Origin of the sequence: Flavobacterium odoriferum, from assembly GCF_025499515.1 — a bacterium.
In the GTDB taxonomy this organism is placed as follows: Bacteria; Bacteroidota; Bacteroidia; order Flavobacteriales; family Flavobacteriaceae; genus Flavobacterium; species Flavobacterium odoriferum.
This window is the reverse complement of record NZ_JAMKFA010000001.1, coordinates 184,246-196,027: the sequence shown is the minus strand read 5'-3', so window position 1 is coordinate 196,027 and position 11,782 is coordinate 184,246. Positions and strand designations below refer to the sequence as shown.

The window sequence follows — 11,782 nt, the reverse complement described above, 5'->3', positions numbered from 1 at the left end:
AACGATTCATCTTTAATAAGTATTGATTTTTTCATTTTTCATTAACCAATTTAACAAACAAATTTATGAGAGTATTAGCTTTAATTTTTATGATTCTATCCTTTTTAGTAGGAGGTTTTTGTGCAGGAGTTTTATTTAAAAACATTGAAAACAGAATGGGAACAGATGGCGATTCTGAAAAACTAGAAGAAGTGTATCGTTTAGTAGAAAACGAGCAAAAACAAATTGATCAATTAAAAAAAGACGGAATCGACGTTACTAAAATTGAAGATCCACAAATAAAAGAAAGTTTAGAAATTATCGAAAGTACTCCTGCTAAATGGAAAGTTGTGTATGCGGGTAAATTGGGTATTTTATTAGCTGTTCTTGCTTTTGTAATGGTTGTAGTAGCATTTATGAAAAAAGAATTTGTTACTAAATTAAGTATTCTTGTTGCTGTATTATCTGTTGTTTTGTGGGCTATAACTCCTTACATGGAAGCAGGAACATTCTCAGGCGCAAATCCTAAATCACTTGCTTTAATTGGATGTATTGGTCTTGTTGTATGTTCTGCATGTGCTTTTATGAGCTACAAATTACATTTAAAAAAATCTCAAGCAACAGCTTAATTAATTTCATCATTCAATTACAATTATGAAAATCAATCGTTTACTATTAGTAGTTTCATTACTTTCTTTTGCTTTTTCTCAGGCTCAATTATCAGCTTTTATTAATGGTAAAGAAGTAAAATCGGGTGCTACAATTTCTAAAAAAGATTTAGCAACCTTACAGGTAAGTTTTAAAAAGCCTAAAGCTGTAACCGTATATTCAGGTTATACAAATCTATATGTAGAGTTTTCAGATAATTCTAATGCCTACATAAACAGTTGGAGTTTTCAAAAAGAGGGTTATACCGCTATGTCTGATTTTATGAAAAATACTCCTGCAACTAAAAAATTCAGTGTTTTTGAAGGTAAAGATTTTTTAACTAGAGGAAATAAACTTGAATGGATTTTAAACGGTGCAAATGGTGTTGAAAAACAAAAAACGATAAAAGTAGAAATAGGATTTTGGGTTAGAGAAGAAACAGGATATAAAGAATATGGACCAAAAGTTCAATTATTAGAACCAATCTTCTTTTATGTACCTATGTGGGAACCAAAAAATCTATATTTACCTTATCTTGATTTAACTATTGATAAAACCAATATAAAGGAAGATATCAATACCAGCCAAACAGGAAGCACAGATAGAAGCGATACAGAAGTAGGGTATCAAATACACAAAAACCAAGAAACATATAAAATTTATGCTTTCGAAAAATCGGCACACCCAGGTTTGACGGTTGAGGAATTAGCTAAAGATTTTATTCATAGAGTTACCTATCATTCTAATAACGATAAAGTAAAAAAAATCCATGAATATGATTTCGAAAAATATAATTTACCTTGGTATCATATTTGCGTGCTTTTCCGAGATGAACAAATACAAAATGTAGATTATTTTATAACTAAAGATGTGAAATCAAAAGATTTAATGAGTTTATACGAAAAAGTTGAATTCGGAAATATGAAAGGATACACATTTCAATCTGGTTTGTACAATACAGGAAGACAAGATGGAAAAACGTATAAAGATGTAGGGCAATTCAGAATCTATATCCTTAACCATCCAACAAATCCAGATTTAGTATTAATGATATGCAATGAAATTGGAAGAGGTACAGAAACTGCACAGGCTATTGATACTAACATGCAAACATTCCTAAAGAGCATTAAGCAATAATTTTTAATAAAATATTCAAATCCCAAACTTCATGTTTTATGTTGTTTGGGATTAATTTAATACTAAAAAAATGGAAACTTTATCAATTATAGGAATGATAATGATGGTATTAGGATTTATCAATGCCGCTTGGGTTGGAATTCTTTATATCATATCATTAAGTGCCGTTGCTGGAACAAAATTATCTAAGAAAGTAGGAACAGCAAATGAAAAAACAGACGAATATCTAGAACAAGGAAAAGCAACATCTAATGGTTTGTTGAAAAAATTGATTTGGAGATTAGCCATCGGTTGTATAGGTTGGTTAATGTTTTACATTGCAACAGGTCGTTTTTAAAATATAGATTGTACCCATGAAAAGTCTGCAAATCGTATTGTTTAAAAGGAATTTTAAGTTCCTATTGTGTATTGCCGCAACATTATTTTGTGGCTTAGGTGTTATTAGCTTCGGAACATTTTTCTTTAGAGAAGGTTTTTCTTGGTGGATTTTGATTGTTGGTTTACTATTAGTTTCTGGGTTTCTTTTATTTGCTTCAAAGATTTATACTTACTTATCATGTAAACAAGTGTATTTAATGGTAGAATCTGATGGAAATACAATTACTTTTTACAATAAAACAGATTCAGGCAAAACGTTCAATACCTCAGAAGTTATCGACCTAAATAAAATGGGTAGGTTTTATATAGTAAAAAAAAGAACCCGATATTTTATGAATAATTATTCGTATGCTTTTGAAGAAAAAGGAAGTAGAACAAGTTTGTTTAAAACTGATGTAAATGCTTTTCCTTCTTTATTTGAAGCATCAGAAAATGATAGAAATAAAGTTTTAGAATTTGTTAAAAGTGTATATCCATCTATTGATTTAGGATATGAAAGTGCTTGGAATAAAATGTCTAGAAATAAAAAATAAATTAAAAATATGAAAAATGTTATAAAAATAGCAGTATTAATCTGCATAGTTTCACTAAGTTCTTGCACGTCAAACCCTCCAAAATTAGTCAAGGCTTCAGAAATCTGCAATGAAGATTATAAAGGTGAAATTGTCATGTGCGAAGGAATTGTAAGATTGCCAGAGCGTTTTTTTAGTGCTGGAGGAAGCGTTACTATGGCTTTTGAAGCAGAAAAAGGAAAATTCAGAATTCCAATGCTAAAGATAAGCACATTTAGCAAAATTGAAGGTGAAAAGAAAAACATGATGGACTTGCTTCCAGATGGATTTACCGAAGAAGATGTTAAAATCTATGACGACAATGGACAACCAGTAAAATTAGGTGATAAAATAAGAGTTACTGGCGAATTACTTGGCGGATTATCAGATTGGTGCGATATAGACGTAACCAAAATTGAAAAAGTTAAATAAAAGAAAAACCACCAACAAAAAGAGTAAATATTTTTAAAATTTACTCTTTTTTTTACTGAAAAAATCAGTAAAAACCAATCAACATGAAAGACACAGTAATAAAACTAATCATCACACTTTTTCTAACGACTTATAACATACAAAGTCAAGAAGTAAAAATTGAATATGATAGAACCGTCATAGACACTAGCGATGTTATTAATGAAACTATAATGCTAAGTGTTAAAAATTTTCCAGATAACACAAACAGATGTGAACTTATAACCGTTTATGCAACTAATGAAACGCATCAAAAAATTAATCCCGAATATTTTTTAACGCAAGCAAATAGAGAATTTTGGATAACTTTTATAAAGAATGAAAAGACTAAGAAATTAACATCTCTCAATGGTAAAGCACGCTTTTTTAACGTTTCAGAAGAAGCAGAAACAATTATAAAAATTGATGGAATCTTAGAAAAAATTAATAAAACAGTTTATTCGAAAAACGATATTAAAGTTATTGTTCTAGATGTCAAATCATTACTTTCTAAAAACGATAAAAAGTCTTTAGAATATAAAAATGAAATAGCATTAATTGTGAAAGAGAATAAATTAAATCAAAAAAGGTTTGAAGAAACATTAAAAAAATCATTTGAAAATTACTTTGAACCTTTTGATATGATGCTATATTGTGAAGACCCAAAAAATAGTGTTTTAAATATTGATTCGCTTTTTACAGAATACAATAAATATCCCGAAGGAATTAAAAATGATCATGTCAAAACATTTCTTTTCTCAAGAAGTGATGCTACTAACAAAGCTAGAATTACTATTAAAGACTCTTCAACATATAAAGAAATCGACTTCAAAGTAATTTTAGATGAGAATTAATTCGGTTGAATTTCATGGGAAATAATTGAATTTAAAAAACGACCACAAAAAATCTCAACTTCTAATGAGCTTGTGATTTCATCAAAAGATTAAATCACCTCAGTAAAAATCACACCAAATACATAAAAATTATATAAAAAAATGAAAAATCTTCTACTTAGTTTAACCATTTTATTTAGTTCTTCTTTCTGCATGAGCCAAACTATAATAAATGGGAATTTTGAGATAAACTCTTTAAGTTCATGCCTTATAAATCCTTCAAATACAACATATAATAACTCTATTTCCAATTCATTTGCTTTTGGAGATTATTTCTTCTCAGGTCCTGATTTGCTTAAAAGCACATGTCCATATGGAAGTCCTGCAAATGGGACTTGGTTTCTAGGAATTGGATATGGTACACAGCCAGGAGTTGGTTTTAGAAGTGATGCTATTTCGTTAGAAATTGACATGAATTTAGTTCAAGGAAATTCTTATACAATTAGATATTTTGATAAAGTTTCAACCGATGGTGGAGGCGCAGGCGGGTTAATTCCACTTCAGTTTGGTCTTTCTACAGAATCATTATCATTTGGAACATTAATTCATAGTTCGGTACCTTCTTATTCTTGGACGGAAAGGAGTTTTACTTTTGTTGCACCAAGCAATGGGAACTTCATAACTTTAAAACCATTAGTAACAGGAACTACAGGAAGTTGGATACATGTGGATAACATTCGAATAGAAAACACTTTAGGACTAGTTGATGAATCACATGAAACCGAAATTGCTTCTTTTCCAAATCCTTTTTCAAATTATTTAACTTTTAAGTTAAATAATAATGATTTATCTGAGTTACGAATTTTTGATTTAACAGGGAGAGAAATTATGAAAAAAGAATTTATCAACGAACTCACATTAGAAACCTTTGATTTTAATCCTGGATTATATTTTTACACAATTACTAGTGAAAGTCGAATTGTAAAAAAGGGCAAAATTCTAAAAAAGGATACAATTTAAATCCCAATATTTTTATTAAATACAAGCAAAAAATCCTACAGAAATGTTGGATTTTTTTGTTTTAAACTCTCTAACAGTTTACTTTAAATACAAACAATGATTACTATAATCAATAATAGCTTTTCCTTTTAGTAAAACATCAGCGCCAATAATACCATCAACAGGTTTCGTTTTGTAATGACGAAGTGCATCATTTACATGACTCATGTCAAAAACAATCAAATAAAACTTTTTATTTTTCCATCTTCCCAATTGAATTTCGTTATTTTTTGCCAGTTGTGTTTCAATTCCCGTTGCACCAGCACCTGAAGCTTTTGTTTCTGAAATTTCTGCATCTAACTTAAAATGTTCAATGCTTTCAAATCCTACACAACTATTGCTGGCTCCTGTGTCTAAAATAAAGTTACCTTTTACGCCATTTATCTTTCCTTTGATTAATAAATGTTGGGTTTTCAGCACCGTAAACTTTATCTTTTTATATTTTTTTCCTTTTAAAAAGTCTTGCAAATCTTCCATAAATAAAAAAGAGCTGTAAAATACAGCTCTTTAAAATATAATAAATTATTTTATTAATAGTTTATTTCAAATGAACCATTATTTATCGTTTTTGTAGCATCTGTAGAAAAATTTAAAACTTCTCCTGAAAAATTTCCTTTAATTGTATTGTTGCTATTGGTTGAAATATTTGTATTTAAATCTCCATTATTACGATATTCTGTTGAGCCATTTTTATAAACAAAGCTATAAATCACATCCGAACCAACATCACCTTTCTCTACAATGAATACAACCATTTCACTAGTGCTAGTTCCAATGGTAGCAGTTACTGTTAATTCAGTATATGCATCAGGAGTACCAGCATCATAAGTTTCTTCATTCACAATTACTGTGTCAAAGTTTTTTTCAACACCATCAACCGTCATTTTAACAAATTTTGTGTTTGAGCTTGATGAATCATCATCTTTTGAACATGAGATAGTGAATAATGATAAGATTGTTAAGAGAATCAAAATTTTTTTCATAAGTAGAAAATTTAAAAGTTAAAATTATATTTACAAATATATATTCTGAAATTTAATTGTGCAAATTTTTTTACATTTACAAATAAATTAAAAGTCAAAATTTTGAACTCGCAACTAATTTTAACCGATACCCATTCGCATTTATATTCAGAAGAATTTGATCAAGACCGCAACGAAATGATGCAAAGAGCAATCAATGCAGGCGTTTCTCGTTTTTTTGTTCCTTCAATTGATTCTAATTATACAACTAAAATGTACGAATTGGAAAAGCAATATCCCGAAAATGTATTTCTAATGATGGGATTACATCCTACTTACGTGAAGGAAAATTACTTAGAAGAATTGGCGCATGTAGAAAGAGAGGTGGCATCTAGAAAATTTTATGCAATAGGAGAAATCGGAATTGATTTATTTTGGGATAAAACCTTTTTAAAAGAACAACAACACGCTTTTAAGCATCAAATTCAATTAGCGAAAAAGTATAAATTAGGCATCAATATTCACTGTCGCGATGCTTTTGATGAGGTTTTTGAGGTTTTAGAAAGTGAAAAATCGAATGATTTATTCGGAATTTTTCATTGTTTTACGGGTGATTTGGGTCAAGCCCAAAGAGCGATTTCGTTAGGAATGAAATTAGGAATTGGAGGTGTAGCAACTTTCAAAAACGGAAAAATCGACCAATTTTTAAATGAAATTGATTTACAATACATCGTTTTAGAAACCGATTCACCGTATTTAGCTCCAGTTCCTTATCGTGGAAAGCGAAACGAAAGTGGTTATACTTTATTGGTAGCTCAAAAGTTAGCCGAAATTTATCAGTTACCACTTGAGGAAATTGCAAGAATTACTACTGAAAATTCAAAACAAATTTTCGGAATTTAACCTAAAATAAAGTTTCAATTCATAAAATTTTTGTTCTTTTGTGAATTGTTTTCAAAATAGATATGACAAAATTCGATTCTATTCGCCCTTATTATGATTCTGAAGTAAACGAAGCCTTGAAGTCTTTGTTGCATCATCCTATGATGAAGGCTATGATGGATTTTACTTTTCCAGAATTAGAAGATGAAATTTGGAAAGAACAATTGAGTAGAACGCATTCTATTCGAGATTTTCAAGTTAATTTTGTTTACCAATCGATTCAAAGAGTTTTAGAGAGAAGTTCGGAAGGACTTACCACTTCTGGTTTTGAGAAATTAGAACCTAATGCTTCGTATTTATTTATTTCCAACCATCGCGATATTATTTTAGATACTTCATTACTGAATGTTTCTTTAATTGATCATGGATTGGTAATGACGGCTTCGGCTATTGGAGATAATTTGGTACAGAAAGATTTTTTACTGAAACTATCAAAATTGAACAGAAATTTCTTAGTTCAAAGAGGATTATCGCCAAGAGAATTATTGCAAAGCTCTAAGTTGATGGCGGAATATATGTATCATTTATTGTCTAAAGAAAATCGTTCGGTTTGGATTGCCCAACGAGAAGGAAGAACCAAAGACGGTAATGATGCCACGCATCAAGGAGTTTTGAAAATGGTAGCCATGGCAAATGATGAAGCAAGAGTGATGGACTTCTTTAAGAAATTAAAAATTGTTCCTGTTTCTATTTCGTATGAATATGATCCAACAGACGCTTTGAAAATGCCGCAATTAATTGCACTTTCAAAAGACGAAGTGTATATTAAGGAGAAAAATGAAGATTTCATTACGTTATTAAGTGGAATCATCGGGCAAAAGAAACGTATTCACATTCATGTAGGCGATGTTTTAGAAAACGAATACGAAAAAATTATTGCCGAAAACGATAATAATAACAAGCAAATTCAAGCTTTGGCACAAGTAATTGACGATTCTATTTTACAATCGTATAAATTATGGCCAACAAATTTTATTGCTTACGATATTTTATACAAAACAACTCGATTTGAACATTTGTACAACGAAAAAGAGCGTCAATTGTTTGAAAGAAGATTAGAAATGCGAATTGACGCCGACAATGAAACTATGAAAGAAGGGTTTTTGGCGATGTACGCAAATCCGGTTGTGAATAAATTGAAATACACGAATGACGTCGCATAAAGCAAAAATATTGCTAATATATACAGGTGGAACCATCGGTATGGTGAAGGACTTTGAAACCGGAGCCTTAAAAGCATTTGACTTTAAAGAATTACTTAATCGAATTCCCGAATTACATCTTTTAGATTGTTCCATTGAAACCATATCTTTTGAAACTCCAATTGATTCATCAAACATGAATATTTCCAATTGGCAAAAAATGGCACAACTAATTGAGGAAAATTATTCAAAATTTGATGGTTTTGTAGTACTTCATGGTTCTGATACTATGTCGTATAGCGCATCTGCATTAAGTTTTATGTTGGAAAATTTAGCAAAACCAGTAATTTTTACGGGTTCGCAATTACCAATTGGTGATTTAAGAACAGATGCCAAAGAAAATTTGATTACAGCAATTCAAGTTGCATCATTACAAAGCAACAAAAAACCTGTAATTCAAGAAGTTTGTTTGTATTTTGAATACAAATTGTATCGAGGAAATCGAACAACAAAAATTAGTGCCGAACATTTTAATGCGTTTACTTCGCCAAATTTTCCTGAATTAGCAGAATCTGGCGTGCATTTAAAAGTAAATAAAGATTTAATATTGGTTTCAAAATCAGTAAAAAAGCTTAAAGTTCACACCGAATTTGATGATAATGTTGCGATTTTAAAATTGTTCCCGGGAATCAATAAAAATGTGTTAACAGCTATTTTTGCTATACCTAACTTAAAAGGAATTGTATTAGAAACCTATGGTTCGGGAAATGCACCAACAGAAGAATGGTTTGTTCAAGCATTGGAAAAGGCAATAAAAAGCAATATTCACGTTATTAATGTAACACAGTGTAGTGGAGGAAGCGTTTCAATGGGCAATTATGAAACTAGTACACAGTTAAAAAATATAGGTGTAATTTCTGGGAAAGACATTACAACTGAGGCTGCTATTACAAAATTAATGTATCTTTTGGGACAGAAAGTTTCTAATAATGTGTTGAAAACCATTTTTGAAACTGCCATTAGAGGAGAAATGACATAAAAATAACATATTAAATTTTTATACATCATTTTTTTTACGTTATTTAGCACCCTTAAAATCAAGTATTGCTACGATAGAGAGGTGGCCGAGTGGTCGAAGGCGCACGCCTGGAAAGTGTGTATACTCCACAAGGGTATCGAGGGTTCGAATCCCTTCCTCTCTGCAGAACAATATTAATTTTAAAAAAATTATAAATATTTTTATATCTTTACCCATTAACTAATTAAAATTTAAGAACAAAAGCGATGAAAAGATTATTTTCTATTTTAGCAATCACAGGGCTTATGACTTTTGGAAATGTTCAAGCTCAAGATTCAACAGCAGCAGCAGCTCCAGCAACAGAACAAGTAGCTGATTCAGCAGCAACAGCAACTACAGATGAAGCAGCAGTAGCTACTACAGATGAACCAGCGGCAGAAGAAGTTACATTTACTCAATCTATGAAAAAACGTTTCATTGAGGGAGATCCAATTTACATGGGAGCAGTATTATTATGTTTAATCTTAGGTTTAGCAATTGCAATCGAAAGAATTATTTATTTAAACTTATCTACTACAAATTCTAAAAAATTAGTAGAAGAAGTTGAAGCAGCTCTAAAATCAGGTGGAATTGAAGCGGCTAAAGAAGTAGCAAGAAACACTTCTGGGCCTGTAGCTTCTATTTTCTTTCAAGGATTAGACCGTTCATCTCACGGATTAGATTCTGCTGAAAAATCTATCGTTGCTTACGGTGGTGTTCAAATGGGGCAATTAGAGAAAAACGTATCTTGGATTTCTTTATTTATTGCTTTAGCACCGATGTTAGGATTCTTAGGAACAGTAATCGGTATGATTGTTGCTTTTGATAACATTGAGTCTGCGGGTTCTATGGAGCCTTCATTAGTAGCAGGAGGTATTAAAGTGGCGTTATTAACAACAGTATTTGGTTTAATTGTTGCGATGATTCTTCAAGTTTTCTACAACTACATTACAGCTAAAATTGACTCAATTGTTAATGATATGGAAGATGCATCTATCTCTTTAGTAGATATGTTATCTGATTACTTTAAAGAAAAAAAATAATTAAGAAATGAATACACATAAATTAGTAAAAATTGCTGCCTTCATTATAGGTATTATTGGCTTAGTAGTGTATTTTGCTACTTTTGCCTATGAGCCAGATGAATTAAAAGCAAATAGTTTAGTAGGTGTTTTTATTACTGTATCTTACATTGCTATGGCAATTGCTGTTGCAGCTGTTTTATATTACGTAGTTAAAAATTTACTTACTCATAAAGATCAGTTAAAAAGAGCTATGATTACTGTTGGTTTATTTCTTGCAGTTATTTTAGTAGCTTTCATATTAGCTGATGGTACTGAAGTAAAATTAAAAGATGGAGGAATGATTTCTTCTTCTTATTCTAAAATAATTAGTACAGGACTTAACACATTCTATATTCTTGCTTTTGCATCAATTGCTGTGTTAGCATGGACAGGTTTCTCTAAAATTAAAAAATAAACTATGGCTAGAAAAGAAAGAGGTGCACCACCTGAAGTGAATGCCGGTTCTATGGCAGATATTGCTTTCTTACTTTTGATTTTCTTTTTGGTTACAACTACTATTGGAGTTGATCAAGGGATAAACAGACTCTTGCCTCGTTATGAACCTAAACCTGTTGTTCCAGATATTAATGAAAGAAATATATTAACAGTTTTAGTAAATAAAGACAACCAATTATTAGTAAACGAAAAATTGGTTGATATTAAAGATTTACGACAAACTGCTATAGATTTCATTGAAAACAATGGAAATGGTACTTGTAGTTATTGTTTAGGAAAAAAAGATCCTAAATTATCAGATAGCCCACAAGATGCTGTTATTTCTTTAAATAATGACGGACAAACTTCATATGGAACCTATATTGCGGTTCAAAATGAATTAGTAGGTGCTTACAATTACTTAAGAGATAGAGAGTGTAAGAAACGTTACGGTATGACTTTTACAGAAATGGATTATATTTATAATGATCCAGCTTCAAAAGCAACCGAAGGATTAGTAGATGATTTAAAGCCTAAAGTGGAAAAAATTCAAGAATTAATTCCAATGAGACTTTCAGAAGCAGAACCAAAAAAGAACTAAAAAAGTATAACTATGTCTAAATTTAAAAAGAAAAAATCAGGTGGAACACCTGCTATTTCAACAGCCTCGCTGCCAGATATCGTATTCATGCTTTTATTTTTCTTTATGACGGCTACGACTATGAAAGATAGTGACTTGAAAATTGAAAATACATTACCAAAGGCAAATCAAACAGCTAAGTTACATAAGAAACAATATGTAATGTACTTATACGCAGGAAAACCTAATGAAAGATATCGTTCTTCTTTAGGAGGTTCTGATCGTATTCAATTAGCTGATAAAATGGCATCAACAGCAGATATTAAAAACTTTGTTATCTTAGAAAGAGCTAACAGAAATTCTGAAGATGAGAAATATTTAACTGCATCGTTGAAAATTGATAAAAACGTTAAAATGGGTCTAGTTAGTGATATTAAGTTAGAGCTACGAAAAATAGATCAATTAAAAGTAAATTATACTACATCACAAGGTAATCCAGTTGAGTAATATATTTGCTAATAAAGTTTAAGAGGTACGCAATTGCGTACCTTTTTTTATTATTTTT

General features: G+C 30.5%; 16 protein-coding genes and 1 tRNA gene. 15 read left to right on the top strand and 2 right to left on the bottom strand.

All coding sequences use genetic code 11. From position 1 onward, the window contains the following. Positions 1 to 65 precede the first annotated feature (65 nt). The 7 genes from M9Q43_RS00905 to M9Q43_RS00875 all read left to right on the top strand — a co-directional run bounded on the left by M9Q43_RS00905 (position 66) and on the right by M9Q43_RS00875 (position 4,996). Positions 66 to 608, top strand: a complete 543-nt coding sequence (locus M9Q43_RS00905; RefSeq protein WP_262317105.1) for a hypothetical protein — start codon at positions 66 to 68, stop codon at positions 606 to 608. 25 nt (positions 609 to 633) lie between these two features. Beyond that, on the top strand, positions 634 to 1,764 hold the full coding sequence (locus M9Q43_RS00900; RefSeq protein ID WP_262317104.1) for a hypothetical protein: 1,131 nt from the start codon (positions 634 to 636) through the stop codon (positions 1,762 to 1,764). A gap of 70 nt (positions 1,765 to 1,834) precedes the next feature. Next, positions 1,835 to 2,101 carry a hypothetical protein gene (locus M9Q43_RS00895; protein ID WP_262317103.1) on the top strand — a complete coding sequence of 89 codons (267 nt, stop codon included), beginning with the start codon at positions 1,835 to 1,837 and terminating at the stop codon, positions 2,099 to 2,101. 16 nt (positions 2,102 to 2,117) lie between these two features. Continuing rightward, positions 2,118 to 2,675 carry a hypothetical protein gene (locus tag M9Q43_RS00890; protein ID WP_262317102.1) on the top strand — a complete coding sequence of 186 codons (558 nt, stop codon included), beginning with the start codon at positions 2,118 to 2,120 and terminating at the stop codon, positions 2,673 to 2,675. Between the two features lie 9 nt (positions 2,676 to 2,684). Next, the gene (locus M9Q43_RS00885; protein WP_262317101.1) at positions 2,685 to 3,125 is read left to right on the top strand and encodes a hypothetical protein; all 441 of its coding nucleotides are present in this window, start codon (positions 2,685 to 2,687) and stop codon (positions 3,123 to 3,125) included. A gap of 83 nt (positions 3,126 to 3,208) precedes the next feature. After that, positions 3,209 to 3,997 (top strand): hypothetical protein, encoded by a 789-nt coding sequence (locus tag M9Q43_RS00880; RefSeq protein WP_262317100.1) that lies wholly within the window; start codon positions 3,209 to 3,211, stop codon positions 3,995 to 3,997. Between the two features lie 141 nt (positions 3,998 to 4,138). Further along, on the top strand, positions 4,139 to 4,996 hold the full coding sequence (locus M9Q43_RS00875; protein ID WP_262317099.1) for a T9SS type A sorting domain-containing protein: 858 nt from the start codon (positions 4,139 to 4,141) through the stop codon (positions 4,994 to 4,996). A gap of 78 nt (positions 4,997 to 5,074) precedes the next feature. On the opposite strand, the gene M9Q43_RS00870 is transcribed toward M9Q43_RS00875, so the two are convergent. Further along, on the bottom strand, positions 5,075 to 5,512 hold the full coding sequence (locus M9Q43_RS00870; protein ID WP_262317098.1) for a retropepsin-like aspartic protease: 438 nt from the start codon (positions 5,510 to 5,512) through the stop codon (positions 5,075 to 5,077). A gap of 53 nt (positions 5,513 to 5,565) precedes the next feature. Then, positions 5,566 to 6,018 (bottom strand): hypothetical protein, encoded by a 453-nt coding sequence (locus M9Q43_RS00865; protein ID WP_262317097.1) that lies wholly within the window; start codon positions 6,016 to 6,018, stop codon positions 5,566 to 5,568. Between the two features lie 102 nt (positions 6,019 to 6,120). Here M9Q43_RS00865 and M9Q43_RS00860 point away from each other — a divergent pair, with 102 nt between their 5' ends. The 8 genes from M9Q43_RS00860 (at position 6,121) to M9Q43_RS00825 (ending at position 11,724) form a co-directional block, all read left to right on the top strand. Further along, positions 6,121 to 6,900: a TatD family hydrolase gene (locus M9Q43_RS00860; protein WP_262317096.1), complete on the top strand. Its 780-nt coding sequence runs from the start codon at positions 6,121 to 6,123 to the stop codon at positions 6,898 to 6,900. A 62-nt stretch (positions 6,901 to 6,962) separates the two neighbouring features. Further along, positions 6,963 to 8,102 carry a 1-acyl-sn-glycerol-3-phosphate acyltransferase gene (locus M9Q43_RS00855; RefSeq protein WP_262317095.1) on the top strand — a complete coding sequence of 380 codons (1,140 nt, stop codon included), beginning with the start codon at positions 6,963 to 6,965 and terminating at the stop codon, positions 8,100 to 8,102. Then, the gene (locus tag M9Q43_RS00850; RefSeq protein WP_262317094.1) at positions 8,089 to 9,120 is read left to right on the top strand and encodes an asparaginase; all 1,032 of its coding nucleotides are present in this window, start codon (positions 8,089 to 8,091) and stop codon (positions 9,118 to 9,120) included. The genes M9Q43_RS00855 and M9Q43_RS00850 overlap by 14 nt, the downstream gene beginning before the upstream one ends. 75 nt (positions 9,121 to 9,195) lie before the next feature. Beyond that, positions 9,196 to 9,283 (top strand) — tRNA-Ser (locus M9Q43_RS00845). A gap of 82 nt (positions 9,284 to 9,365) precedes the next feature. Next, the gene (locus tag M9Q43_RS00840) at positions 9,366 to 10,181 is read left to right on the top strand and encodes a MotA/TolQ/ExbB proton channel family protein (RefSeq protein ID WP_262317093.1); all 816 of its coding nucleotides are present in this window, start codon (positions 9,366 to 9,368) and stop codon (positions 10,179 to 10,181) included. A 7-nt stretch (positions 10,182 to 10,188) separates the two neighbouring features. Next, entirely contained in the window at positions 10,189 to 10,617 is a 429-nt protein-coding gene (locus M9Q43_RS00835) for a hypothetical protein (protein ID WP_262317092.1), read from the top strand. A gap of 3 nt (positions 10,618 to 10,620) precedes the next feature. Beyond that, on the top strand, positions 10,621 to 11,238 hold the full coding sequence (locus M9Q43_RS00830) for an ExbD/TolR family protein (RefSeq protein WP_262317091.1): 618 nt from the start codon (positions 10,621 to 10,623) through the stop codon (positions 11,236 to 11,238). Positions 11,239 to 11,250: 12 nt separating this feature from the next. Further along, on the top strand, positions 11,251 to 11,724 hold the full coding sequence (locus M9Q43_RS00825; protein ID WP_262317090.1) for an ExbD/TolR family protein: 474 nt from the start codon (positions 11,251 to 11,253) through the stop codon (positions 11,722 to 11,724). Positions 11,725 to 11,782 lie beyond the last annotated feature (58 nt).

Bases quoted from the DNA above. Each gene is read 5' to 3' on its own strand.
- M9Q43_RS00905 (WP_262317105.1), top strand. From the start codon at position 66: ATGAGAGTATTAGCTTTAATTTTTATGATTCTATCCTTTTTAGTAGGA.
- M9Q43_RS00900 (WP_262317104.1), top strand. From the start codon at position 634: ATGAAAATCAATCGTTTACTATTAGTAGTTTCATTACTTTCTTTTGCT.
- M9Q43_RS00895 (WP_262317103.1), top strand. From the start codon at position 1,835: ATGGAAACTTTATCAATTATAGGAATGATAATGATGGTATTAGGATTT.
- M9Q43_RS00890 (WP_262317102.1), top strand. From the start codon at position 2,118: ATGAAAAGTCTGCAAATCGTATTGTTTAAAAGGAATTTTAAGTTCCTA.
- M9Q43_RS00885 (WP_262317101.1), top strand. From the start codon at position 2,685: ATGAAAAATGTTATAAAAATAGCAGTATTAATCTGCATAGTTTCACTA.
- M9Q43_RS00880 (WP_262317100.1), top strand. From the start codon at position 3,209: ATGAAAGACACAGTAATAAAACTAATCATCACACTTTTTCTAACGACT.
- M9Q43_RS00875 (WP_262317099.1), top strand. From the start codon at position 4,139: ATGAAAAATCTTCTACTTAGTTTAACCATTTTATTTAGTTCTTCTTTC.
- M9Q43_RS00870 (WP_262317098.1), bottom strand. From the start codon at position 5,512: ATGGAAGATTTGCAAGACTTTTTAAAAGGAAAAAAATATAAAAAGATA.
- M9Q43_RS00865 (WP_262317097.1), bottom strand. From the start codon at position 6,018: ATGAAAAAAATTTTGATTCTCTTAACAATCTTATCATTATTCACTATC.
- M9Q43_RS00855 (WP_262317095.1), top strand. From the start codon at position 6,963: ATGACAAAATTCGATTCTATTCGCCCTTATTATGATTCTGAAGTAAAC.
- M9Q43_RS00850 (WP_262317094.1), top strand. From the start codon at position 8,089: ATGACGTCGCATAAAGCAAAAATATTGCTAATATATACAGGTGGAACC.
- M9Q43_RS00840 (WP_262317093.1), top strand. From the start codon at position 9,366: ATGAAAAGATTATTTTCTATTTTAGCAATCACAGGGCTTATGACTTTT.
- M9Q43_RS00835 (WP_262317092.1), top strand. From the start codon at position 10,189: ATGAATACACATAAATTAGTAAAAATTGCTGCCTTCATTATAGGTATT.
- M9Q43_RS00830 (WP_262317091.1), top strand. From the start codon at position 10,621: ATGGCTAGAAAAGAAAGAGGTGCACCACCTGAAGTGAATGCCGGTTCT.
- M9Q43_RS00825 (WP_262317090.1), top strand. From the start codon at position 11,251: ATGTCTAAATTTAAAAAGAAAAAATCAGGTGGAACACCTGCTATTTCA.